At 66.6% G+C, this 25,683-nt stretch carries 15 protein-coding genes, 2 tRNA genes and 1 pseudogene; 10 read left to right on the top strand and 8 right to left on the bottom strand.

Going from position 1 to position 25,683, the window contains the following annotated elements:
* Positions 1-21 precede the first annotated feature (21 nt).
* Entirely contained in the window at positions 22-4,608 is a 4,587-nt protein-coding gene (locus tag IDT60_RS03200) for an ExeM/NucH family extracellular endonuclease (RefSeq protein WP_191080846.1), read from the top strand.
* Between the two features lie 115 nt (positions 4,609-4,723).
* Here the strand turns inward: IDT60_RS03200 and IDT60_RS03195 are convergent, their stop codons facing one another.
* The 6 genes from IDT60_RS03195 to IDT60_RS03170 form a co-directional block, all read right to left on the bottom strand.
* Positions 4,724-6,094 (bottom strand): LLM class flavin-dependent oxidoreductase, encoded by a 1,371-nt coding sequence (locus IDT60_RS03195; protein WP_255527072.1) that lies wholly within the window; start codon positions 6,092-6,094, stop codon positions 4,724-4,726.
* A complete protein-coding gene (locus tag IDT60_RS03190) occupies positions 6,091-7,068 on the bottom strand; it encodes a TauD/TfdA family dioxygenase (RefSeq protein ID WP_191080845.1) in 978 nt (325 codons plus the stop codon). Before IDT60_RS03190 ends, IDT60_RS03195 begins: the two co-directional genes overlap by 4 nt.
* A gap of 46 nt (positions 7,069-7,114) precedes the next feature.
* Entirely contained in the window at positions 7,115-8,023 is a 909-nt protein-coding gene (locus tag IDT60_RS03185; protein WP_191080844.1) for an ABC transporter permease, read from the bottom strand.
* Positions 8,023-8,925, bottom strand: coding sequence for an ABC transporter ATP-binding protein (locus tag IDT60_RS03180; protein WP_191080843.1), 903 nt, complete (start codon positions 8,923-8,925; stop codon positions 8,023-8,025). Before IDT60_RS03180 ends, IDT60_RS03185 begins: the two co-directional genes overlap by 1 nt.
* A 3-nt stretch (positions 8,926-8,928) precedes the next feature.
* Positions 8,929-10,065 (bottom strand): ABC transporter substrate-binding protein, encoded by a 1,137-nt coding sequence (locus tag IDT60_RS03175; protein ID WP_223883862.1) that lies wholly within the window; start codon positions 10,063-10,065, stop codon positions 8,929-8,931.
* Between the two features lie 455 nt (positions 10,066-10,520).
* Positions 10,521-12,518, bottom strand: a complete 1,998-nt coding sequence (locus IDT60_RS03170) for an FAD/NAD(P)-binding protein (RefSeq protein ID WP_370590717.1) — start codon at positions 12,516-12,518, stop codon at positions 10,521-10,523.
* Between the two features lie 26 nt (positions 12,519-12,544).
* On the opposite strand from IDT60_RS03170, the gene IDT60_RS03165 reads away from it, so the two are divergent.
* The 4 genes from IDT60_RS03165 to IDT60_RS03150 all read left to right on the top strand — a co-directional run bounded on the left by IDT60_RS03165 (position 12,545) and on the right by IDT60_RS03150 (position 17,409).
* Positions 12,545-14,839 (top strand): prolyl oligopeptidase family protein, encoded by a 2,295-nt coding sequence (locus IDT60_RS03165; RefSeq protein ID WP_191080842.1) that lies wholly within the window; start codon positions 12,545-12,547, stop codon positions 14,837-14,839.
* Positions 14,836-15,366 carry a GNAT family N-acetyltransferase gene (locus IDT60_RS03160; protein ID WP_191080841.1) on the top strand — a complete coding sequence of 177 codons (531 nt, stop codon included), beginning with the start codon at positions 14,836-14,838 and terminating at the stop codon, positions 15,364-15,366. Before IDT60_RS03165 ends, IDT60_RS03160 begins: the two co-directional genes overlap by 4 nt.
* A 184-nt stretch (positions 15,367-15,550) precedes the next feature.
* Positions 15,551-15,638 (top strand) — tRNA-Ser (locus IDT60_RS03155).
* 196 nt (positions 15,639-15,834) lie between these two features.
* On the top strand, positions 15,835-17,409 hold the full coding sequence (locus IDT60_RS03150) for an MFS transporter (protein WP_191080840.1): 1,575 nt from the start codon (positions 15,835-15,837) through the stop codon (positions 17,407-17,409).
* Here the strand turns inward: IDT60_RS03150 and IDT60_RS03145 are convergent.
* Positions 17,333-19,513, bottom strand: a complete 2,181-nt coding sequence (locus IDT60_RS03145; protein WP_191080839.1) for an ATP-dependent DNA helicase RecQ — start codon at positions 19,511-19,513, stop codon at positions 17,333-17,335. The genes IDT60_RS03150 and IDT60_RS03145 overlap by 77 nt on opposite strands.
* Positions 19,514-19,676: 163 nt before the next feature.
* On the opposite strand from IDT60_RS03145, the gene IDT60_RS03140 reads away from it, so the two are divergent.
* From IDT60_RS03140 to IDT60_RS03125, 4 genes and pseudogenes are all read left to right on the top strand, one after another.
* The gene (locus IDT60_RS03140; protein WP_191080838.1) at positions 19,677-21,095 is read left to right on the top strand and encodes a phosphomannomutase/phosphoglucomutase; all 1,419 of its coding nucleotides are present in this window, start codon (positions 19,677-19,679) and stop codon (positions 21,093-21,095) included.
* Between the two features lie 97 nt (positions 21,096-21,192).
* On the top strand, positions 21,193-21,591 hold the full coding sequence (locus IDT60_RS03135; RefSeq protein ID WP_370590732.1) for a hypothetical protein: 399 nt from the start codon (positions 21,193-21,195) through the stop codon (positions 21,589-21,591).
* Between the two features lie 16 nt (positions 21,592-21,607).
* Positions 21,608-22,081 carry an Rrf2 family transcriptional regulator gene (locus IDT60_RS03130; protein ID WP_191080837.1) on the top strand — a complete coding sequence of 158 codons (474 nt, stop codon included), beginning with the start codon at positions 21,608-21,610 and terminating at the stop codon, positions 22,079-22,081.
* 156 nt (positions 22,082-22,237) lie between these two features.
* Positions 22,238-23,397 (top strand): annotated as a pseudogene (locus IDT60_RS03125) (globin domain-containing protein).
* Positions 23,398-23,472: 75 nt separating this feature from the next.
* On the opposite strand, the gene IDT60_RS03120 reads toward IDT60_RS03125, so the two are convergent.
* Complete coding sequence (locus IDT60_RS03120; RefSeq protein ID WP_164206462.1) at positions 23,473-25,299, bottom strand: phosphoenolpyruvate carboxykinase (GTP); 1,827 nt, start codon at positions 25,297-25,299, stop codon at positions 23,473-23,475.
* A gap of 275 nt (positions 25,300-25,574) precedes the next feature.
* Here IDT60_RS03120 and IDT60_RS03115 point away from each other — a divergent pair.
* Positions 25,575-25,648, top strand: a tRNA-Arg gene (locus IDT60_RS03115).
* Positions 25,649-25,683: the final 35 nt, after the last annotated feature.

Below are 25,683 nucleotides of genomic sequence, written 5' to 3'. Positions count from 1 at the left end.
CCCCAATGAAAGTAAGAGCGGATGCAAACCAAACCTTGGAAATTAGCGCTGGGCACAGCGCTCTCAGTGGGGCTGATCGCTGCCCCGCTGGCAACCGTGCCCGCCGTCGCGGAAGTCTCAGGGGCTGACGCCACAGCAGAGGTCTCAGCTGCTGCCGGCACATCGGCCGTTGTCATCAATGAGGCCTACCTCAGCGGCGGCAGCGCCGGCGCGGCCTACAGAAACAAGTTCGTCGAGCTGTACAACACCTCCGACGCCCCGGTCTCCCTGGACGGCTGGTCCATCCAGTACCGCTCAGCCACCGGCAGCGCCGCGCCCACCGGTGTGGCACCCCTGACCGGTACCATTCCGGCGAAGGGCCACTTCCTTGTGAAGGGCGGCACCAACAGCGGCACGTCCACGGCCGCTGAATTGCCGGCCGCCGACGTTAATGCCACCAATCTGAACCCCTCCGGCACCACCGGCACGGTCATCCTGGCCACGCAGGCCACCGCCCTGAGCGGCCTTGCCACCGGTTCCGTCATCGGGGCGGCCGGTGTCGCCGACCTGCTGGGGTATGGCACGTCGAACACCTTCGAAACCAAGGCTGCTGCCGCCCCGGCCGGCAACACCGACGTCAAGAGCCTGAACCGCGCCGGCTTTGCTGACAGCAATGACAATTCCGCGGACTTCACACTGAAGGCCGACATCACCCCGCAGGCCTCCACCGGCGCCGTTACCCCGCCGGTTGATCCTCCCGTTGATCCGCCGACCGACCCCGCACCGGTCGGGGCAAAAACGATCGCCGAGATCCAGGGCACCGGATCTGCCAGCCCGCTCGCCGGATCAACGGTGACCACGCGTGGCAAGGTCACCGCGGCGTTCCCCACCGGCGGTTTCGCCGGTTACTACGTCCAGACCCCGGGGACCGGCGGGGACCTCACCCCGGCCAGCCAGACGGCGTCGGACGCTGTATTTGTGTACTCCCCTGCCACCGCCGGTTCCGTGCAGATCGGCGACTTCGTCGAAGTCAGCGGCACGGTGTCCGAGTTCAACGGCATGACCCAGGTCAGCGTGGTGGATGCCGCCAGCCTCACCAAGCTGACGGACGCCGCGCCGGAGGTCAAGGCCACCAACTTCACGCTGCCTGCCGCTGAAACCTTCCGCGAAGCCCTCGAAGGCATGCTGCTCGCCCCGCAGGGGCCGGTCACCGTGACTGACAACTACTCCCTGAACCAGTACGGCGAAATCGGGCTCGCAGGCGGAACCACGACGCTGGTGCAGCCCACCGCCGTCGCGCCCTACGGCTCTGCCGAATACCAGGCCACCGTGGCGGACAACGCCGCCCGCGGCATCAAGCTCGACGACGGCTCCACCACCAACTTCCTCCGGGACGCCGCCACCAAGGCCCAGGTGCTTCCGTACCTGACGGCCACGGATCCCGTCCGGGTGGGCTCCCCGGTGACGTTCACAACGAATGTGGTGCTCAGCTACGCCAACAACTCCTGGAAGTTCCAGCCGCTGGCCCACCTGACCGAGGCCAACAGGGGCACCGTCCAGCCGGCCAGCTTCGGCGCCACCCGCACAGAGGCTCCGGCGGGCGTGGGCGGCAACCTGAAGATCGCCTCCTTCAACGTGCTGAACTACTTCCCCACCACAGGTGACCAGCTCGCCGGCTGCACGTTCTACGAGGACCGCGACGGCAACCCCGTCACGGTTCGCAGCGGCTGCGACGCCCGCGGCGCTGCCAACGCCGAGAACTTCAAACGCCAGCAGGACAAGATCGTTGCCGCCATCACAAAGTCCGGCGCCGATGTTGTGTCCCTGATGGAGATCGAGAACTCGGCCCAGTTCGGCAAGGACCGCGACGACGCCCTGGCCAAGCTGGTGGATTCCCTCAACATCGCCACACCCGGCATCTGGGACTACGTCCGCACGCCTGCCAATGCTCCCCCGCTGGCCGATGAAGACATGATCCGCACCGCATTTATCTTCAAGAAGGCCGTGGCGGAACCGGTCGGCGAATCCGTGATCCACAACGACACCGTCGCCTTCGCCAGCGCGCGCAAGCCGCTCGCCCAGGCCTTCAAACCTGTGGGTGCGGCCGATGACAAGACGTTCATCGCCATCGCAAACCACTTCAAGTCCAAGGGCTCCGCCGCCACACCGGAGGACACCGACATGGGCCAGGGCGCGTCCAACCTCGCCCGCACGGCCCAGGCCAAGTCACTCCTGGACTTCTCCACGAAGCTGCAGTCGGAGAAGGGAACCGCCAGGGTTTTCCTGATCGGCGACTTCAACTCCTACGCCCACGAAGACCCCATGAACGTCTTCCGGGCGGCCGGCTACGTCAACCAGGACGAAAAAGCCAAGAACGCCGACGGCTCCGCAAAACACTCCTACCTCTTCGGCGGCCTGGTGGGTTCCCTGGACCACATCCTCGCTTCCCCGGCAGCCGATGCAGTGGTGACCGGTGCCGACATCTGGAACATTAACTCCGTAGAGTCCGTGGCGCTGGAATACAGCAGGTATAACAACAATGTGACCAACTACTATGCGCCGGACCAGTTCCGCGCCAGCGACCACGATCCCGTGGTGGTGGGCCTGGACCTGCCTGCCGGCCCGGTCACCCCGGCCAGCGTTGAGCTGAACTTCCTTGGCATCAACGATTTCCATGGCCGCATCGACGCGAACACCGTCCTGTTCGCGGGCACCGTCGAAGAGCTGCGCGCGTCCGCTCCGGGCGCCACCGCTTTCCTGTCCGCAGGGGACAACATCGGTGCTTCGCTGTTCGCCTCGGCTGTCGCCAAGGACCAGCCCACCATCGACGTGCTGAACGCCCTGGAGCTGGACGCGTCCGCCGTGGGCAACCACGAGTTCGACGGCGGCTGGGCAGACCTGCGCGACCGCGTCATTGCCGGCGGCAGCAACGCCGCCTTCCCGTACCTGGGCGCCAACGTCTACACAAAGGGCACCACCGAACCGGTCCTGCCGGAGTACACGGTCCTGGAGATGGACGGTGTGAAGGTTGCCATCATCGGCACCGTCACCCAGGAAGTCCCGTCCCTGGTGACACCGGCCGGCATCAGCGACCTTGAATTCGGTGATCCCGTGGACGCCATCAACCGTGTGGCAGCAAAGATCACGGCAGAGAACCTCGCCGATGTGATCGTCGTGGAAAACCACGACGGCGCCGGGTCCGGAACCCCGGAGGGTGCCACCCTGGAGCAGGAAGTGGCAGCGGGCGGCCCGTTCGCGAAGCTGGTCACCGAAACCTCCGCCGACGTGGACGCCATCTTCACGGGCCACACCCACAAGGAATACGCCTGGGACGCCCCGGTCCCCGGTGCCGGGGGCAAGACCCGGCCGATCGTCCAGACCGGCAACTACGGCGAAAACATCGGCCAGATCAAGCTCACGGTGGACACTGCCAGCAAGCAGGTCACGGCCTACACGGCGGGCAACGTCAAGCGGACCACACGCCCGGCTGAAGAGCTGAAGACCGCCTACCCGCGAGTGGCAGCGGTGGACGCGATCGTGCAGAAGGCCCTTGCGGCCGCAGCCGAGATCGGCAACCAGCCGGTGGGCGCGCTGACCGCTGATATCACCACCGCCTTCAGCCCGGACCCGGCGGGCGGACCGGCCAAACGCGATGACCGTGCCAGCGAATCCACGCTGGGCAACCTGGTTGCGGACTCCCTGCGCGACTCGCTGAGTCCTGCTGACCTCGGCGGCGCGGAAATCGGCGTCGTCAACCCCGGCGGCCTCCGCAACGAGCTGTACTACGCTCCGGACGGAACCATCACCTACGCGGAAGCCAACTCGGTCCTGCCGTTCGTGAACAACCTGTGGACCACGTCCCTGACCGGTGCCCAGTTCAAGACGCTGCTGGAGCAGCAGTGGCAGACCAACGCCGACGGCACGGTTCCCAGCCGCGCCTACCAGCAGCTGGGATTGTCCAGGAACGTCAACTACACCTACGACGCCTCCCGCGCCGCAGGTGACCGGATCACCTCGATCCGGGTGGATGGCGTCCTCATCGATCCGGCGAAGTCCTACCGGATCGGCACGTTCAGCTTCCTGGCAACCGGCGGCGACAACTTCCGGGTCTTCAAGGACGGAACCGGCACCCGGGACTCCGGCCTGGTGGACCGTGACGCCTGGATCAAATACCTCCAGGGGCACAACCCGGTGTCACCTGATTTCGCCCGACGCACCGTGGCCGTAACCAACACCACGGCGGCTGAGGTCAAGCCCGGCGATGCCATGACCCTGACCGTCAGCAAGCTGGACCTGACCTCCCTGGGCAGCCCGGTCAACACCTCCCTGGCCGCGGCATTCACCGACGCCGCCGGAACGGTGACCGATCTCGGCAGTGTTCCGGTGACCGCCGGCGCGGCCACCGTGAACCTCACGGTTCCGGCGGGGGCCGCTGCAGGACCGGGCACCCTGGTCCTCACGGCCGCCGAGTCAGGCACCGTGGTGAAAACCGCGGTTCAGGTGGGCGCTGGCGGACCGGTCCAGCCTGTCTGCACGGCCCCCGAACCGCCCACCAGGTGGTACGACATCCTGGGCTGGGTCCGTTACGGCATCGCCTGGTTCCAGTACCAGCAGTGCCTGCGCGGCTGATGCCGGCCTGATGCCGGTCTGATGACGCCAGCGTTGCACCCGCTTTAGAACAGAGGTGCCCCGCCCCGACCGGAGTCCGGTCAGGACGGGGCACCTCTCTTTGTTTGGGGCCTTTTTAGGCAGGCTGCGGGACCCGTTCCGGGGCCTCCGCTTCGGCAAACAAGTTGGCCGGGACGGCCAGTCCGTAGTGTTCGCGCAGAGTGCGTCCGGAGTACTCGTGCCGGAACAGGCCCCGTTCCTGCAGGATGGGCACCACCTGGTCCACAAAGATGTCCAGGCCCGAGGGCAGCACGGGCGGCATGATGTTGAAGCCGTCCGCCGCGCCCGCTTGGAACCAGTCCTGGATGGCGTCCGCCACCTGCTCCGGGGTACCGGAGAAGGTCCGGTGCCCGCGGCCGCCGCCCAGCCTGCCGATCAGCTGGCGCACCGTGAGCTGCTCACGGCGCGCCAGGTTCACGATCAGCGTGTACCGGCTCTTGGCACCCTCAATCTCGTCCTCGGACGGAAGATCCGCCGGCAGCCGGGCGTCCAGCTTCAGCGATTCAGGTGCAACCCGCAGCACGTTGGCGAGCTGCCGGCGGGCGTGTTCGGGCAGGATCAGTTCGTCCAGCTCCTGCTCCAGCTTCAGGGCTTCGGCCTCGGTGGCGGCGATCACCGGAACGATGCCCGGCAGGATCTTGATGGACTGCGGGTCCCGGCCGGCCGCCGTCGTCCGCTTTTTCAGGTCGGCGTAGAAGTCCTGCGCATCGGCGAGGGTCTGGTGCGCCGTGAAGACTGCCTCCGCGTACCGGGCCGCGAAGTCCTTGCCGTTCTCGGAGGAGCCGGCCTGCACAATCACGGGGTGCCCCTGGGCGGACCTGGGGACGTCGAGGGCGCCTTCCACCTGGAAATGCCGGCCTTCATGGTTGACCGCGTGCACGCGGGAACTGTCGGCCCACACGCCGGCGCCCTTGTCCGCCACGACGGCATCGTCTTCCCAGCTGTCCCAGAGTTTCTTCGCCACGTCCAGGAACTCTGCGGCCCGCTCATACCGCTGCGAGTGCGCTGGCTGGCCGGCGAGGGAGAAGTTCCGGGCGGCCGCGTCACCCGCTGTGGTCACAACGTTCCACCCCGTCCTGCCGCCGCTGATGTGGTCCACGGAGGCAAACCGCCGGGCCAGGTTGTACGGCTCGTTATAGGTGGTGGAGGCGGTGGCGATGAGCCCGATCCTCTCGGTGACTGCCGCGATGGCGGCGAGCAGCACCGTGGGCTCGAGGCTGGTGTACGGCCGCTGGCCCACGTTGCCGTGCAGCACCGGCGAATCGGCGAAGAAGATCGAGTCCAGTTTGCCGCGCTCGGCCGTCTGTGCCAGCTTCTGGAAATGCTGCACGTCCGTGCCGGCGCGGCTGTTGCTCTCGGGCAGCCGCCACGACGCCTCGTGGTGGCCGGTGCTCATCAGGAACGCGTTCAGGTGCAGCTGCCGGGGGCCGCTCTCTGCCGCGCTCACGCCTGGACCCCAGCGGCTTCGCCGGCAGTGGCAGAGGGTACGACGACGGTCTCGGAGTAGGCGGACGAGTCACCTTTGAGGGAGGTGCTGCTGCGGCCGTCCACTCCGCGGGGAACGTCACCGGCGATGGTCACGCGGTTCAGCTGGCGGGGCTGGCCGTCATAGTTGGCCGGTGCGTAGTGCTGGGTGATGCGGTTGTCGAAGAGCACCAGCTGGTCCGGCTCCCAGTTCACGCGCACCACGTTCTCCGGGCGGGTGATGTAGGCCTGCAGGAGGCGCAGGATGTCCTTGGATTCGGTGTTGGAAAGCCCCACGATCCGCAGCCGCTGCGCGAAGCCGCCGATGAACAGGCCCCGCTCCCCCGTCAGCGGGTGGACGCGGACCACGGGGTGGGCGGATTCGAAGTGGATCCTGGTGAATTCCTTCCGCCGCTCGTCGGCGTTGGCGTGTTCCAGGTTCTTGGGCACCGAGTAGTCGTAGTCGTTGGTGTGGATGGCCCAGAGGGCGTCAGCGAAGTTCCGCAGTTCCGCCGGCAGGTCCTGGTAGGCGCCGGCCGAGGAGGCGATCAGGGTTTCGCCGCCATAGGCCGGCAGGGTGATGCTGCGGAGGGTGGAGGCCTGCGGCGGGTTGACCACAAACGTGACGTCGGTGTGCCAGTTGTTGGCGCTGCCGTTTTCGCTGTCCACGGGCAGGACCGCGGGCTTGCCGTCCACGGAGGCAACTGTGGGGTGGGCCTTGGTGAGCGGGCCGAAGCGGCTGGCGAAGCGCACCTGGTCCTCGTCGGTGCGGATGTTGGCGTTGCGGAAGACCAGGGCCTTGTGGACATTCAGGGCTTCGCGGATCTGTGCCACCGTGTCCTCGGACAGGTCTGCGCTGAGGTCCAGGCCCCGGATTTCGGCGCCGATGCGGGAGCCCAGTTTGGTGAAGTCGAGCGTGGCTTCGGTAGCGACGTTGGTTTCGGTGATGACAGTCATGGAGTATTCCTTTGCAGTATCAGAAGGGCGGTTCAAAGATCGGGAGCTAGGAGGTGGAGCCGACGGCGGTGCGCCACTTGGAGAAGTGCCGTTCCAGGGCCACGAGCAGGACGTTGACCACCAGGCCCAGGACCGAGACGGTCAGGATGCCGGCGTACATGTCCGGGATCAGGAAGCTCATCTGGGAATTGACGATCAGGTAGCCCAGCCCGGCTTTGGCGCCCACCATTTCGGCGGCGATCAGCACCAGGATGGACGAGGTTCCGGCCATCCTGATGCCGGTGAAGATGGTGGGGACCGCGGAGGGCAGGATCACCTTCTGGAAGAGCCGGAAGCTGTTCAGGCCCAGGGACTTCGCGGCCCGGATCAGCAGCGGATCCACGGTCCGAACACCGGCGATGGTGTTCAGCAGGACCGGGAAGAACGCCGCGTAGGCCACGATGGTGATCTTGGATTCCTCGCCGATCCCCAGCAGCAGCGTGAACACCGGCAACAGTGCCAGCGTGGCGGTGTTGCGGAAGAGCTCCAGGAGCGGGTTCAGGAACGAATTCAGCCACCCGTACCAGGCGATCAGGAGCCCCAGCACCACGGCGGACACCACGGCGATCCCGAACCCGGAGACGGAGCGGGTGAGGCTCGCCTGCAGGTGGCTTTGCAGCTGGCCGTTTTCCACCAGCTTCACGCCGGCGGCAATGACTTCGTGGAGCGGCGGCAGGAACACCCGGGTGGCCGGGCTGGCGAGGTAGGTCGGCCCGAACTCCCACAGGGCCAGGAACAGCAGCACCGCGAGCGATTTCCAGCCTGCCCGTCCGGCGGCCCCCGCGAAGGCACGCAGTCCGGCAGCCGCCGTCGTCCGCTCTCCTTGGTCCTTCCGCGAGGGTCCCGGCCGCGCTGGTTCGGGTGAACGTTCGACGGCGGCAGCCGCCTCTTGGGGTCGGGTCAACACAGTGCTCATCAGGCTGCGCTCCTTTCCAGGGGCTGTTCGTCGGGGGCGGTTCCATCGGGCAGGATTTTGCGGTGGCCGGAATCCTGGGCGAGGCGGACCTCGTTGTGCAGGAGGGACCACACCTGGTGCCGATGTTCCACAAAGGCGGGATGCGAGCGGATGTCCGCGTCGCCGTCGCGGTCCGGGATGTTGATGTCCACGATCTCCTTGAGCCGGCCGGGGCGGGCACTGAGCACCGCCACCCGCTGCCCGAGGTAGACGGCTTCATCGATGCCGTGGGTGATGAAGATGATGGTTTTGCCCGTGGCCTTCCAGATTTTCAGCAGCTCGTCCTGGAGCTGTTCACGGGTCTGCGCGTCCAGGGCGGCGAACGGCTCGTCCATCAGCAGAATGTCCGGCTCATAGGCGAGGCTTCGTGCAATGGCCACGCGCTGCTTCATACCGCCGGACAATTCATGGGGATACCGGTCCTCGAAGCCGGCCAGGCCCACCAGGTCAAGGAATTCACTGGCCTTGGCCGCTCTTTCCTTCCTGGACAGCCCGGTGTTCTCCAGTCCGATGGAGACGTTGGCCGATGCCGTGCGCCAGGGGAACAGCGCGTACTGCTGGAAGACCACGGCGCGGTCCTGGCCCGGCCCCGTCACTTCCTTGCCGTCCACCAGCACCTTCCCTGAAGTGGGCCGGGAAAGCCCTGCGAGCAGGTCCAGGAGTGTTGTCTTGCCGGAGCCGCTGGGCCCTACCAACGTGACGAATTCGCCGGCGGCCACGTCCAGGCTGAGGTCATCCAGTGCTGTCAGGACGGACGGCCCTTCCGGGCGTCGGCCGCCTTTACCCGGGCCCTTGCCTGCGCCTTTGCCCGGGCGGATAACGAATTCCTTGGTGACGTTGTGGAGGCTGATCTTGGGGGTCATTGTCTATCCCTTCGAGGTTGCAGGAGCGTCGGCGGTGGCCAGGCCGTTGAACTCGTTGGTGTAGAGCTTCTGGGTGTCCAGTTCGCCGCTGATGATTCCCGCGGATTTCAGGTAGTCGGCCCAGCGGGTGAAATCGGTGTCCTGGATCCGGCCACCCGGCGAGGCAACGCCTACGCTCTTCCAGTACTTCAGCGCCTCTGTGCTCTCGTTGCGGCCTCGCTTGGCGATGATTTCCTCGAACTTGGCAATGACCTGTTCCCGCGGAGTGGTGCGCTCCCACTCGATGGCCTTCGCGACGCCGGTGACCACGGTCCTGCTGGTTTCCGGGTTTTTCGCGATGAAGTCTTTCCGGAGAACGTACTGGCCGGCGTCGAACGGGCCACCGATCACCCCGGTATCCGTGAACAGTGCCCGCACGCCGCCTTCGGCGAGCGCCCGGTCCTGGAGCACGCCGCCGAGCGTCCCGACGTCAACCTGCTTCTTGCGGAGGGCCACTTCAGTTTCGTTCGGCGGCACCACCACCAGCTGCACCTGCTTGATCTCCTCTGGCGTGAGACCGCTGTTTTTCAGGTGGGTGGTGATGACTGCTTCGTGGTGGGCGCCGAGGGTGTTCACGGCGATCTTCTTGCCGATCAGGTCCTTCGCCGTCCGGATGGGGCTGCCTTCCTCCACGTAGTAGCCGGTGAAGGTTTCCTTGTCCTCGCCGTAGTAGTTGATGACGGCCTGGACGGGGGCGCCGGCCTCGATCAGTTTGATCACCGCACCGGTGAAGGCTCCCCCGATGTCCGTCTGGTCCGTGGCGACGGACTGGATGCTCTGCGGGCCGCTGGTGGTGTTGCTGACCCACTCGAGCTTCACGTCGCCGAGGTAGCCGAGGTCCTCGGCGACTTCCAGCAGGGCGACGGTGTTGGGTGACCCCTGGTAACGGACCGTCTTCACCTCGGCGCCACCGGAACTGCTGCCGGCGGCGCCGGGCTGGGCCGTCGCTGCGCCGCCGCAACCGGTCAGCACCAGCGAGAGCGCCAGGGTGGCAACGGCAGCTGCGATGCGTGCAGTCCTGCGTGCTGCCCGGCCGGCTGCCCTGTGTGCCTGGCTGGCTGCGGCATGTGCCGCTGGTGGGGATGGGTTTCGGTTTGTCATGGCGGAATCTTCCTGGCCTGGTGGTTGGAACCGGCGGCGGGGGTCCGGCCGGCTGGCTTGTGGCAACCACTAGAACAGAGAAAAATCGGCGGCAAAAGGGCTTCGTTCACGGCGCGAAATGGCGGGAAACGGCAGGAAATAGCGGGAAATCAGCGGTCACAGGCCGCAGCGCGGCGTAGTGTTCCGACTCGAAGGCAGGCTGCGGGACGCATGGCGAAACGTTGAGCCATCAGGGGTAAAGCAACCGGGTAACGCGCTGTCATGGCTGGCCACAGGGCGACGCTTCTGCGACGTCCAATGACATGTCAGTCCACCCCCGGATGCTGCGCAGGCACCGCACCTGCAGGCGTAGTCAAGTCACGCACATCGGGCCGCGGCGGTGCAGCGCTGGAGGCCCGCAAATGTTTCTGTGCACGATGTCCCGTTATGACGCGGGAGCTGCCTGCCCGGAGCTGTCAGTAGCCCAGGACGGCCTGGGCGATTTCGTCCGCATCGCGGAGTGTCCGTTGCCCGCTCGCATAGGCGGGGCCACCCGGCTGGAAGGCTTCGGCAGCGATAGCCGTGCCCCACTGGTTCGAGGAGAGCTGCAGGCCCAGCACATACAGCCCCTCGCCCACTGAGCCGTTCGCGGACACCGGACGGTACGGATGCGCGGTGACCTCCAACCCGGTCGACTGGACCGGGGCGCCCTCCGCCGTCATCATCAGCCGGGGCCGCACCAGGCCGTCCGCGAGGAGCTGCTGCAGGAGGGGTGAATCATTGGCGGAGACCCGGTTGCCGGGCGCCAGGGCCTCCACCATCGTCGTCGCCGTCATTGGCGGGCTGCCCACCCACGGTGACACAGCGGTGAACCTGCCCGCCCGGCGATCCACACTGAAACGGGGGTCGGGCCCCACAAAACTGACCACTCCGGCGCGCGCCAGGGCGGCCAGTTGCTCGGAGCGCAGCGCAGGCGGCCCGCTGGCCAGCCCTTCCACGAACGATTCAAACCAGCCACGGAGTCCGGCCACCCAGGACTCATCGGTGATGCCGCCGTCGGCCACGGCCGTTTTCAGAACAGCGCGCCCGTGGTGCAGCGCCCCGATTGCCATCTTCACCGGGTCCTGCTCACCGAGCGCGGAGCGGCGCGCGTCATCCATGAGGTAATCGACGACGGCGGCGTCCAGTTCAGCGCGCGAGGCAAACGACCGCCCGGACAAGGGTGCGGCCAGGCCCAGCAGATCCAGCCGGTGCCGCGGCACGACGTGCACGGCCAGGACACTCTCCACCGCGTCTTCCCAGTGGGTTGAGCCGTGGGCGTGCGGCCGCAGTGCCTCGTCCAGGGCGGCCAGGAATGTCTCCTGGTCCGGGACGGCCCCGGGCTGCGAGCGCACCAGGGTGGAGTAGTACGCCCAGAGAACGTCACGGTGCAGCAGCGGCCAGAGGTCGTGGTCGAAGCCCGGGCGGATCCCGGCGGACCCGAACCGCTCCAGCGCGGCGTCGGTAAGATAGCGCAACGTGACCGACGACGGGTAGTAGCCGTCCAGCGCAGCCTTGGCACGGTACGGGGTTCCGCGGCGGGAGGCGGCGACGATCAGCGGCTCCTGGCCCGACGGCTGGTACTCGAGCCGCGGTCCGGCGTCGATGAACTTTCCGCCACGGCCCTCAGTGAGCTGGCCCATCACGTCGAAGAAGTTCAGCCCCATGCCCCGGACCAGGACCGGCTCGCCCGCCGGGATCGCGGACCAGTCCACATCCGCGGGCACAGCCGGAGGGAAGTAGCGCAGGCCCAACTGCCCGGCTGATGCCTGCAGTTCACGCTGCTCGATGTTGAGCCTGGAAGGGATATGTCCGAGCGCGAGGACCACCGAATCGGCAGTGAGGGAAGCGCCGCCGGCAAGTCCGACGTCGAACGCGGTACCTGTGGTGCCGGTACCTCCGTCTGCCGAGGCACGCACCGACAAGGCCTCCGTTTCGTGGAAAACGATTGTGACGCCGTCGGGAAGCCGGCCCAGCAGCTCCTCCACGGTGCAGCGGAGATAGCGGCCGTACAGGGCACGGCTGGGAAAATCCCGTGAGTCCAGGGCGGCCAGTTCGGCGAGCTCCTCCGGCGACAGGGACGGCAAGGGGTTAAGCAGCTGCCCGGCACGCCAGCGGTCGAAGGTAGTGCCGGCAACGGGCGGAGCGAGCCTGGGATCCTCTGGAATGACTGTGGGGTAGAAGGCCTGGGTGTTCATGAGGTACAGCCGGGACTGTCCGGGTTGCCAGACGTGCCCCGGCCCCGCCGGATAGGGGTCGATGACGTCGATGTGGACTGCCACCGGGCCGGTCTGGGCGGCGGCGTGGGCGATCAGGCGCTCCAGGACGCTGGTACCCCGCGGGCCTGCGCCAATGATGGCCACCCTGATGCTCGACGATTTACCCACGGCATACAGAGTATCGGCACGGGCCTGCACCGCTTGACTTGCTGCCATGCGCAGATGTTGTTTGGATGGGGCGCATGACCACCACTGCAGCTGATCAAGCGCCCGGTTCATCATCCGCCACCCCCTCCGCGGTTGCCCCTGAGCCCATTGACGAGAATGTCTGGCTGGAGGACGTCTACGGCGAAGAGCCCCTGGCCTGGGTCCGCGAGCAGAACGCCCGCACCGAGGACCTCCTGGAGGACGCCGATTACGCGGCCCTGGAGGGAAGCATCCTGGAGGTGCTCGACTCGACGGACAGGATCGCCATGGTGGGTAAGCGTGGCGACTGGTACTACAACTTCTGGAAGGACAGCACCAACCCGAAGGGGCTGTGGCGCCGCACCACCTGGGAGAGCTACCTCACCGACTCCCCCGAATGGGACGTCCTGCTGGACGTGGACGCGCTGGCCGCGGCCGAGGGGGTCGAGTGGGTTTTCCATGGAGCCACTTTCCTGCGCCCGGCTGCCGGCGAACGCTACCGCCTGGCGCTGGTGGCGCTCTCCCCCGACGGCGGTGACGCCAACCGCTACCGCGAGTTCGACGTCGACACCCGCACCTTCGTGGATGCGGCCGCCGGCGGTTTCGACCTCCCGACGGCGAAGGGGAACCTCTCGTGGCTGGATGCGGATACGCTGCTGGTCGCCTCCACAGCCGTGGGGCTGCCCGCGACGGCTTCAGGGTACGCCCGCACGGCCGTGACCCTGCGGCGAGGAGAGGCCCTTGCCGCGGCTCCCCGATTGTTCGAGATTCCCGAGGACCACATGCTGGCTGTGGTGGCGCACGATTCCACTCCCGGCTTCGAGCGCACGTTCGCCGTGGACTACATCGACTTCCACAACCGCAGCACCTTCCTCCGGGCCGGGGAATCCTGGCTGGAGATCGAAGCTCCCACTGACGTCAACCTCAGCGCCCACCGCGAGTGGCTGCTGTTCCGGCCCCAGCAGGACTGGGCCGTCGGCGAAAGGACGTACCCGGCCGGTTCACTGCTCGCCGCCAATTTCGACGACTACCTCGCCGGGTCCCGGGACCTGTTGGTGCTGTTCACACCGGACGCGCACACCTCGCTGCAGTCATGGAGCTGGACGCGGAACTTCCTGCTCCTAAACCTCCTACGGGACGTATCCTCCGAAATCCGGGTGCTGGATCCGGCGGCCCCGGCAACATCCCCTACCGGTTCGGGCTCGTGGGCGTCGTCGCTGCTGGATGCGTGCCCGCCGCTGCACGACGTCAACGCCTACGCCGTGGACGATGAGGATGAAGGCCCGGCCGACGGCGGTGCCGGCGACGATTTCTGGCTCGTCGCCACGGGCTTCACCACTCCCAGCACGCTGATGCGCGGAACGCTGGAGCGCGCTGCTGCCGGAAGCTCAGGTTCCGCGAACGCTGCGGCGGGCAGTGAGGCCAGCAGCGACGCGGTGAGTGCGGTGAGTACAGGCGTGGTGAGCCGGCACGCGGAAGTGAAGGCATCGCCGTCGTTCTTTGATGATGCCAGCTACGAAGTGCAGCAGCACTTCGCCGTATCCGCGGACGGCACGCGCGTCCCGTACTTCCAGGTGGCCTCGCGGGACCTGGTCCTGGACGGGCAGAACCCCACCCAGCTCTCCGGCTACGGCGGCTTCGAAGTCTCCCGCACGCCCGCCTACAGCGGGACCGTGGGCAGGGCCTGGCTGGAGCGGCGGACCACGGCGACCGAAGGAGCCGGTGCATCGCAACACTCGCGGGGCGGCGTCTACGTGGTGGCCAACATCCGCGGCGGCGGCGAATACGGACCGGGCTGGCACCGGGCGGCCCTGAAAGAAAACCGGCACCGGGCCTTCGAGGACTTCGCCGCCGTAGCGCAGCACCTCGTCTCCCGCGGCGTCACCTCACGGGAGCGGCTTGGCTGTGTCGGCGGGTCCAACGGCGGCCTCCTGGTGGGCAACATGCTGACCAGCTACCCGGAACTGTTCGGTGCAGTTTCCTGTGGCGTGCCGCTGCTGGATATGCGCCGCTACACCAGACTCTCCGCCGGGCACTCCTGGATCGCCGAATACGGCGACCCTGACGTGCCGGAGGAATGGGAGTACATCAGGACGTTCTCGCCGTACCACCTGCTCAAGGACGGTGTGGAGTACCCCGAAACGTTCATCTGGACTGCCACGTCGGACGACAGGGTGGGCCCGGTGCAGGCCCGAAAGATGGCTGCACGGATGGAGGCCATGGGCATCCCGAACGTCTGGTACCACGAGGCCCTGGAAGGTGGTCACGCCGGAGCGTCGGACAACCGGCAGGCTGCCGCGCTCCAGGCCCGCAGCCAGCACTTCCTGTGGCGGACGCTGGCTGGCGGATGATGCCTGAGTTGTCGGTGCGGCGGGCAGTGGCCGCTGACGTGGAGCGGCTGGCCGAGGTCCACATCCGCTGCTGGCGGGAGACATACCGCGGCATGCTCTCCGACGCTTTCCTGGCCGCCGTTGATCCGGCAGGACGCCTCGCGCTGTGGCACCAACTGCTGGACCGGCCTGAACCTGCCGAGGTGTGGACAGCCTGCGACGACGGCACCGTGGTGGGATTCGCCGGCATCCGCCGCTTGCCCGCTCCCGGCTCACCGGAGGGCCACCCGCCGCCGGCGTCCGGTGACCTGGAGCTGTGGGGACTGTACCTGCTGGCGTCGCACCAGGGGCTGGGCCTGGGCCGCCGGCTTCTCCAAGCTGCCCTGGGCACGCGGGCGGCAAGCCTGTGGGTGGCCGCCGACAACCACAAGGCCATCGGTTTCTACACCCGGTTCGGCTTTTCTCCCGACGGCGCCGAGGACACCATCCCGGACTGGGAAAACCTCCGCGACATCAGGATGGTCCGCGCCGTGCAGCCTGCTGTCTGAGGCGACCCGGGCTCTGCCTCCTGCACCGCACCCGGCAGCGACCGGCACTCCGGCAACCACCGGCAACGCGGGGTCACCTGACGCCCAATAACCCGGCTTTTAGGGGCGGGGAGTGACACCGCGTTGGACGTTTTGCGCTCGGTGCCCGGTTCTGCGTATCCTTGGTGGGCTAGGAATAGCAATTGGAGACGTGCCAGAGCGGCCGAATGGGCTTCACTGCTAATGAAGTGTGGGGCACAACTCCACCGGGGGTTCAAATCCCCCCGTCTCCGCGTTTGGCCCCGGTCCTGGACCGGGGCCTTTTGCGTTCCCGGAGCTTTTGCTGGGACCTGCGGTCCCGCCCCGTCCCCACCCCACCCTTCCCCCTCCCCCATGTAGGTAGCAGCAGATGTCCTTATAAGCCGTCATAACGGCTTCAACTGCTACCTACATGGGCGACGTGCGGGCAGCCGGTGGCAGGATAGTGGGATGGCAGCACGCATGACTCCGACGGTGGAAACCGCCACCAGCCAGGCGTGGAATCCCCGCCTCGCGCTGCTGGTTGCCGCCACGCTCTTTATGGAATTTCTGGACGGCACCGTCCTCACCACGGCCATTCCCAACATTGCCGGGGACTTCGGCGTGCCCGCGGCCGACGTGAACATTACTATGACCGCCTATCTCATGACCGTGGCCATGGGCATTCCGCTCAGCGGCTGGCTGGCCGAACGGGTGGGGGCACGGAAAGTCTTCTGCCTCGCAATTGCCGTTTTCACCGTCGCTTCACTGGCCTGCGCCGTAAGCCCGGACCTGACCGTGCTTACGGCGAGCAGGATCGTCCAGGGGGCGGGCGGAGCCATGATGGTCCCGGTGGGTACGCTGCTGGTCCTCCGCGGGACACCCAAGTCGGAACTCCTGCGGGCGACTGCCTTCCTGGTCTGGCCGGCGCTCCTGGCTCCTGTCCTGGCGCCCTTGGTAGGCGGTGCACTGACCACCTACCTCTCCTGGCACTGGATCTTCCTCATCAACCTGCCGCTTGGTGCGGCCGCGTTCATTGCAGCACTCCGGATTGTGCCGGCCGTTTCCGGTGACCCGGCCCGCCGGCTGGACTGGTTCGGGCTCGTACTGACCACAACGGGGGTGGGGTCGCTGGTGGTTGGCCTGGAACTGGCCACTGCCCATCCCGACGGACCGTGGGCTGCACTCTGCGCGGCTGCTGGAGTGGCGTCCCTTGCGGGTGCCGTGCTCTGGATGCGCCGGGCCAAACACCCGCTCTTTGATCTTTCGGTCTTTCGTACGAGGACTTTCCGGGCCATGGCCACGGGCGGCTTTGTGTACCGCCTGACCATCAGTTCGGTGCCATTCCTGCTGCCGCTGATGTTCCAGACCGGCTTCGGCTGGTCCCCGCTGCACGCCGGGATCATGGTGGCGGCCGTGTTCATCGGCAACATCGGCATCAAGCCGGCCACCACGCCCCTGATCCGGCGGTTCGGGTTCCGGGCCATGCTGGTCCTGGGCTCGCTGGCTTCCGCCATCACCTTCGCACTGTGTGCCCTGCTGACTCCGGACACGCCTCAGGCCGTAATCTTTGCCCTGCTGGTGTGCAGCGGGGCTTTCCGCTCCATAGGGTTCTCCGCGTACGCCTCGGTGCAGTATGCGGACATCGTGCCGGGGCAGCTCACATCGGCCAACTCGGTTTCAGCCACGCTCGTTCAGCTGGCCGCGGGCTCCGGGATTGCCGTCGGCGCGCTGCTGATCCGGGTATTCGACGGCGTGGCACTCTTCGACGCGGACGCAGCCGGCCCGTTCCGGGGCGCGTTCCTCGCCATGGCGGTCCTGATGCTCCTCAGCACGGCGGACAGCCTGTCCCTGCACCGGCATGCCGGGGCGGAGGTCAGTCGCCCCGCCGGTCCCAGCGGCGCGAGTGGCCCCGGCGGTCCGGGCGCTCCCGCTGGCACCCTACCCGGCGGCCCGGTCAGTCAGGCCGTCAGCCCGCCTGACCCAACACCAGCGGAAGAACAGCCCCCGCTCCCGCCTGCCGCAGGGCACGTCCAGCCACGGTAAGGCTCCACCGGCTGTCCACAAGATCGTCGATCAACATCACGCCCTGCCCAGGCAGTGAACCCAGGGCCGCCTCGAGCTCAGGGCCCACCACCAGCCTGTCCCAGACGCCGGCCAGGCGGTAGGCGCTGTTGCCGCCACGGCTTCCCGTCGGGCCGCCGTGGCCAAGCGACAGCTCGCCGAGGTACGGCATCCGGCCGATATCGGCAATGCCCCGGGCGAGGGACCGGACCAGTTCCGGCTTGGTCCTGGAAGGCATGCTGACAACCGCGGCCGGCCTTCCGGCCCCGCTCCAGCCCGGGTTGCGGCCGTCACCGGTGGCCCATTCACGCAGGACCTGCACACAGGCCTGCAGCATGGCCGGATCGACAGGACGGTCCGTTGCCCCGGCCGCGAACAGTTCCCGCAGTGACCCGCCCCAGCCCAGATCAGTGAGCCTGGCCAGGATGCGGCCGTTGGCCGTTCCTTCGTCCGGCTTGATTTTGCCCTTGACCGGGACACCGAGGCGGTCCATGCCGCTGGGCCACTGCAGCCGGGCCTCCAGGATGCCGCCTGCGCGGCTCAGCGTCTGGCCTGCGGCGGCAGTGGCGTCAGCGGCAATATCTGCCGGGAACCAGCGGCCCGCACAGTTGTCACAGCGCCCGCACGGGTGCGCGGTCTCATCGTCCAGGACGGAGGTGATGTACTCCATCCGGCACCCCGCAGTGTCCTGGTAGATCACCATGGAGTCCTGCTCATCCACGCGCGCCTCGGCAATCCGGCTGTAGCGCTCGGCGTCGTAGACCCACGGAATGCCAGTGGAGCGCCAGCCGCCGCCGACGCGTTCCACCGCGCCGTCCACGGCCAGCACCTTCAGCAGCAGCTCCAGCGGCGTACGGCGGAGGTCCACGCGGGCTTCCAAGGCAACCGTTGAGACGGCGGTTCCGGCCTCAGCCAATGCGGTAAGTACAGCAGTGGCCTTTTCCTCCGACGGCATGGACGCCGTGGCAAAGTATTGCCAGATGTCGCGGTCCTCAGACCCCGGCAGGAGCAGCACATCGGCGTTCGCGGCGCCACGGCCGGCACGCCCAACCTGCTGGTAGTACGCCACCGGGGATGAAGGCGCACCGAGGTGGACCACAAAACCGAGGTCCGGCTTGTCGAAGCCCATTCCCAGGGCGGAGGTGGCCACAAGCGCCTTGACCTGGTTGTCCTTGAGCAGCTGCTCGGCGCGCTCCCTGTCCGCAGGATCGGTCCGGCCGGTGTAGGCCTGAACCTGATGCCCTGCCTCGGCGAGGAGCCGTGCAGTGTCCTCCGCAGCGGAAACAGTCAGGGTGTAGATGATCCCGCTGCCCGGCAAATCGGCGAGGTGGGTCAGGAGCCAGCCGAGCCGTTCGCGGGAGTCCGGCAGTGCCAGGACACCCAACCGGAGGGAATCACGGCCGAGCGTGCCGCGGATGGTCAGAACGCCGGCGCCCAGCTGTTCCTCGATGTCGTGGACCACGCGCGAGTTGGCCGTTGCCGTGGTGGCCAGGACGGGAACCGATTCCGGCAGTTGCGTGATCAGGTCCGCAATGCGCCGGTAGTCCGGCCGGAAGTCATGGCCCCAGTCGGAAATGCAGTGGGCTTCATCAATCACCAGCAGGCCCATCCGCCGGATGAGCTCCGGCAACTGGTGTTCCCGGAAGGAAGGGTTGGTGAGCCGTTCGGGCGAGACCAGCAGGACGTCCACGTCATCGGCAGCAAGCTGTTCCCGCACAGTGTCCCACTCCAGCTGGTTGGCCGAGTTGATGGCCACAGCGCGCACCCCCGCGCGTGCCGCGGCGGCAACCTGGTCCCGCATCAGGGCGAGCAGCGGCGAGACAATCAGCGTGGGTCCGGCTCCCCGGCGGCGCAGCAACAGCGATGCCACAAAGTACACCGCCGATTTTCCCCAACCGGTGCGCTGGACCACCAAGGCCCGACGCCCGCCGTCGACGAGCGCCTCGATTGCCTCAAACTGCCCATCGTGAAAATCCGCCGCGGGATGCCCCACGAGTTCCCGAAGGACCTCCAGCGCCTGGATCCTGGTAGTGGACGGTGAATCAGGGGAAGCGGAAAGAAGGGCGGCGTTCTGGGTATCGACCATTGATTCAGTATCCCAGCCCCCACCGACACCCCCGTCCCCGCAGTTCCCCTATGTGGACAATCCAACATGTCCGGACGCCGGCATCGGGAGCCCCGCCGTCACATACCCGGGCGCCCACTCCCCCTCAACAGGGGCCTGGGCACTTCCACGTAAGATAAGACCCGTGACTAGCGAACAGACAAAGACTTTTGACCTTTCGGCATCCTTCAAGGCCTACGACGTCCGGGGCATTGTGGGCGATTCAATCACCGCCGAAATCGTCGAAGCCGTGGGGGCCGCGTTCGTGGATGTCCTCGGGCTGGAAGGCCAGACCGTCCTGGTGGGCGGCGACATGCGCCCCTCCTCCCCCGAGTTCGCCAAGGCCTTCGCCGACGGCGCCGCCACCCGTGGCGCCAACGTTCAGCTCCTTGACCTCATCTCCACCGACGAGCTCTACTACGCCTGCGGCTCCCTGAACGCCGCCGGTGCAACCTTCACCGCCAGCCACAACCCGGCCGAATACAACGGGATCAAGATGGCCAAGGCCGGAGCGCAGCCCATCTCCTCCGAATCGGGACTCAAGGAGATCCAGGCCCTCGCCGAGGAGTACCTGAATACCCGCTCAATCCCGGTGGCCGCCACACTCGGCAAGATCGGAGTCCACGACGTCCTGAAGGGCTACGCCGAATACCTGCGCGAACTGGTGGACCTGTCCGGCAGCCGGCCGCTCAAAGTTGTGGTCGATGCAGGAAACGGCATGGCAGGCCTCACCACGCCCGCCGTCCTGGGCGATGCGCTCCTGCCGAAGCTCCCGTTCGACATTATTCCGCTCTACTTCGAGCTGGATGGCTCCTTCCCCAACCACCCCGCCAACCCCCTCGAGCCCGAGAACCTCCTAGACCTGCAGGCCGCCGTCGTCAAGCACGGCGCCGACATCGGTTTGGCCTTCGACGGCGACGCCGACCGCTGCTTCGTCATCGACGAAAAGGGCGAGCCCGTCTCGCCGTCGGCCATCACAGGCATGGTGGCGCGCCGCGAAATCGCACGCGCCCAGGCCCAGGGCGAGGCGACGCCCACCATCATCCACAACCTGCTCACCTCCCGCGCGGTGCCCGAACTGGTGGCGAACGACGGCGGACGCGCCGTCCGCACGCGCGTGGGCCACTCCTTCATTAAGGCAGTCATGGCCGAGGAAGGTGCCGTCTTCGGCGGTGAGCACTCCGCCCACTTCTACTTCCGCGACTTCTGGAACGCAGACACAGGCATGCTTGCGGCCATGCACGTCCTCGCAGCACTTGGCGAGCAGGACGGCCCGCTGTCTGAGCTGGGCCATGAGTACGAGCCCTACGTCTCGTCCGGTGAGATCAACTCCGAAATTGAGGACAAAGCCGGCGCCGTGGAGCGTGTTCGCGTCGACTTCGCTGCTGAGGACATCACCGTGGACACCATGGACGGCAGCACGTTCACCGCCAACGACGGCAGCTACTGGTTCAACCTCCGCCCGTCCAACACCGAGCCATTCCTCCGACTGAACGTCGAAGCCACGGACCGCCCGCTGATGGAACGCGTGCGCGACCGCGTCCTGGCCAATGTCCGGCGCTAAACCGCACGTGGCGCACGAACCCGCAGACAGCCCGGCCGCCGGGGAATCCTGGCGGGATTCCGTGCCGGAGGCCAGCGCCGCGGATCTGGAGAACCTGATGGGCACCGGAATCGGTGCCGCGCAGGAACAGCTGGAACGCAACGGCGGCTTCCTGCCGTTCGCGCTGGTGGTGGAGAACGACGGCGAAGTCCGCCTGATGGCCGTAACGCCGGCGGATGCCGAGGAAGGCTCTGACGGCGACTTCGACGCGGATGCGATGATCAGCGACCTCACCGAAGTGCTCCGCCAAAACCGGGCCGGTTTCCGTGCCGCCGCGGTGGTCTGCGATATCACGCTGGTCGAGGAAGAGTCCGACGCCATCCACGTGGCCGCAGAGCATCGGGACGGCTCGGTTTTCGCCGCGGTCCTCCCCTACGCCGCCAACACCGCAAGCCGCGAATGGGAGTTCGGCCAATTGGCCGCCGACACCAATGAGCCCGCCATCTGGGTGGACTAGACCGCGGCGGATGGCCATGAAAATCAACGCCTTTGCCGATGTCAGCCTTCGGGCCCTGATGGTCCTTGCCGCCGCTCCCGAGGCCACGCTCCTCACCACTCAGAACATCGCCGATGCCGTTGGCACACCGTACAACCACGTCAGCAAGGCGATGGCCAAGCTGCGGGGCCTGGGCCTGATCGACGTTGAACGAGGCAGGAGCGGCGGAGCCCGGCTAAGTCCGGCAGGCAGGCTCGCGACGGTGGGCCACGTCCTGCGGGCACTGAATACGCGGCTGGACGCTGCCGACTGCATCGGTCCCGGCGGCGACTGTCCGCTGATCAACGAGTGCAAACTCCGGGCCGCCCTTGGCCGGGCCCGTGAGGCCTTCTACCGGGAACTCGACGACGTGGTGGTGGCTGAATTGCCGGGATCCAGGCAGATGGCCCCTGTGTTCCAGATGATCGGCCTGCGCCCCGGCATCAAGGCCGAAGCCATCCCGGCCCCCTGATCCGGGCCTTTCGCCCGCTATTCAGACTTTCTGTGACGAACCCGATTTGATCTCGATTTCTACGAGGTGTAGAAATTGAGGTATCAATACAGGCATTTGAGATGCATGTATTGCCGGACCGGACGAAGGCCCCGGTCACCTACCTCAGGAGTACGCATGCTCTCGGACAAATCCCGCCCTGTCATTGAGGCCACCCTGCCGCTGGTCGGCTCGCGGATCGGCGCAATCACCCCCAAGTTCTATGCGCGGCTGTTCGCAGCCCATCCGGAACTGCTCGACGGACTCTTCAGCCGCTCCAACCAGCGCTCGGGCAACCAGCAGCAGGCACTCGCCGGAAGCATCGCCGCTTTCGCCACCCACCTGGTCAACAACCCGGGCACCCTCCCGGAAACCGTCCTCTCCCGGATCGCCCACAAGCATGCTTCGCTGGGAATCACCGAGCCGCAGTACCAAGTGGTTTACGAGCACCTGTTCGCGGCCATTGCCGAGGATCTGGCCGACGTCATCACGCCGGAGATCGCGGCGGCCTGGACCGAGGTGTACTGGCTGATGGCAGATGCCCTCATCAAAATCGAGAAGGGCCTTTATGCCGCCCAGGCCAACGGCACAATGTGGGCGCCGTGGCGGGTCGCAGCCAAGACCCCTGCAGGCACCGGCGCCATGACCTTCACCCTGGAACCGGCGGACGATACCCCCATCACGGTTGCCCTGCCCGGCCAGTACGTGAGCGTCAAGGTCCGGCTGCCGGACGGCCTGCGGCAGGTCCGCCAGTATTCGCTGTCCGACGATGCCGGCATCAGCCGCACCTTCACTACCAAGCTCGACGACGGCGGTGAGGTCTCCCCCGTGCTGCACAACACGGTCGAGGTGGGCGACATCCTGGAGATCTCCAACCCCTACGGCGAGATCACACTCAAGGACGGCGACGGCCCGGTGGTCCTCGCCTCGGCCGGCATCGGCTGCACGCCCACCGCGTCCATCCTGCGCTCCCTCGCCGAAGCGGGGTCGGAGCGGCAGGTCCTGGTGCTCCACGCGGAAAGCACCCTGGAAAGCTGGGCCCTGCGCAGCCAGATGACGGACGACGTCGACCGCCTCGCGGGTGCCGATCTGCAGCTTTGGCTGGAGGAACCACGCGCCGGGTCCCGCGAGGGATTTATGTCCCTGCGTGAAGTGGACCTGCCTGCCGACGCGTCGCTGTATCTTGCGGTCCGCTACCGTTCATGAAGCACATCCGCAACGAAGCCATCAATGCCGGCATCCCCGCCACCAGGATCCACTACGAGGTTTTCGGCCCGGACATCTGGCTGGCTTCTTAATAGCAGAAGTAACGACGACGGCCCCGCACCTTTTCAATAAAGGTGCGGGGCCGTCGTCGTACTTTATGGGATGTGTCAGCCCAGGCGGGCCTTCAGGCCGGCCAGCTCGGCCTGCAGTGCTTCGGGGAGCGAATCGCCGAAGTTGGCGTACCATTCCTCGATGGATGCCAGCTCGGTGGCCCACTCCGCCGGATCCACGCGAACGGCTTCCTCAACCTGGGCCGGGGTCATGTCCAGGCCCTTGAGGTCGATGGACTCGCCCGTGGGAACGAACCCGATGGGCGTCTCGACGGCGTCAGCCTTGCCCTCAAGGCGCTCGATGGCCCACTTGAGGACGCGCGCGTTATCGCCGAAGCCAGGCCAGGCGAAGCCGCCCTCGGGAGTGCGGCGGAACCAGTTGACCAGGAAGATCTTGGGCAGGCGCTCCGGGTTGGCCTTTGCGGACAGGTTGACCCAGTGGTTCAGGTAATCGCCTGCGTCGTAGCCCATGAAGGGCAGCATGGCCATGGGGTCGCGGCGAACCACGCCCACCGCACCTGCCGCCGCGGCGGTGGTCTCGGAGGACAGCGTGGAACCCATGAAGATGCCGTTTGACCAGCTGCGGGCCTCGGTCACCAGGGGGATGGTGGTCTTGCGGCGGCCGCCGAACAGGATCGCGGAAAGCTCCACGCCGTCCGGGTTGTTGTACTCCTCGGCCAGCATGTCGATCTGGTCGATCGGCGTGCAGAAGCGGGAGTTCGGGTGGGCTGCCGGCTTGTCCGAGTCCGGGGTCCAGGAGTTACCCTGCCAGTCGGTGAGGTGGGCAGGCACTTCCTCGGTCATGCCCTCCCACCAGACGCCGCCGTCGTCGGTCAGTGCGACGTTGGTGAAGATGCTGTTGCCCTTGGCGATAGCGCGCATCGCGTTGGGGTTGGTGCCCCAGCCGGTGCCCGGAGCCACGCCGAAGAGGCCGGCCTCGGGGTTGACGGCGCGGAGCTCGCCTTCCTTGCCGAAACGCATCCAGGTGATGTCGTCACCCAGGGTTTCAACTTTCCAGCCCTCGATGGTGGGATCAAGCAGCGCGAGGTTCGTCTTGCCACAGGCGGACGGGAAAGCTGCTGAGATGTAGTACTTTTTCTGTTCCGGGGAGGTCAGCTTCAGGATGAGCATATGCTCGGCCAGCCAGCCTTCGTCGCGGGCCATCACGGAGGCGATGCGGAGGGCGTAGCACTTCTTGCCCAGCAGGGCGTTTCCGCCGTAGCCGGAGCCGTAGGACCAGATGGAGCGCTCCTCGGGGAAGTGGACAATCCACTTGTCCGGGTTGCACGGCCACGGCACGTCGGCCTGACCAGCGGCGAGCGGTGCACCCAGAGAGTGCAGGGCCGGCACAAAGAAAGCATCGGTCTCGGTCATGCGGTCCAGGACATCGGTACCGATGCGGGCCATGATGCGCATCGAGGCGACAACGTAGGCACTGTCGGTGATCTCGACGCCGAACTTCGGATCCTCAGCGTCCAGGTGCCCCATCACGAACGGGATGACGTACATAGTGCGTCCGCGCATGGAACCTGCAAACAGCCCGCGCAGCTTCTGCTTCATCTCGGCCGGCGCCATCCAGTTGTTGGTAAAGCCGGCGTCATGCTCCTTCTCGGAGCAGATGTAGGTCTGCTCTTCCACACGGGCTACATCCGCGGGATCAGAGAATGCAGCAAAGGAATTGGGGAAGAGCTCCTGGTTCAGGCGCGTCAGCGTTCCTGCTGCGACGAGCTCGTCCGTGAGACGCGTGTTTTCCTGTTCAGACCCGTCAACCCAGTGGATCCGGTCGGGCTGCGTAAGCTCAGCAACCTCTTCGACCCATGCCAACAGTGCTGCATGCGTGGTGGGTGCTGTTTCAAGCAGCGGCTTCTGCGCCAGATCGCCCATTGCGGTTCCCTTCCTCGGGTTCATCGGTGTGTCCTAAATGCTATTGGCCGCCCGAGGGTCGCAGGCGGCCCTCTAACTGCACCTTTCTGCTCGTTGGAACCGGAAACCGCGCAAATTCAAGGAACGGCGCAGCAAAACGCTGGATTTAAGTGACGAAGGTCACCTAGACCGGTCTAGTCGCGTATATTACACGCCTCTCGATTTGGTACTCAGGCCCCCACTCGCGTAAAGTAATTCGAGGTTCGGGGAGCGAGATACTCCGCGAAGCAGAATATGCGCCCATAGCTCAGCTGGATAGAGCGTCTGTCTACGGAACAGAAGGTCAGGGGTTCGAATCCCTTTGGGCGCACAGAATGAAGGCCCGCACCGGTTCGCCGGTGCGGG

The organism is Pseudarthrobacter sp. BIM B-2242, from assembly GCF_014764445.1.
GTDB classification, from domain to species: domain Bacteria; phylum Actinomycetota; class Actinomycetes; order Actinomycetales; family Micrococcaceae; genus Arthrobacter; species Arthrobacter luteus_A.
Note: the sequence above shows the minus strand (reverse complement) of the source record. Positions and strands in the feature narration are given on the sequence as shown.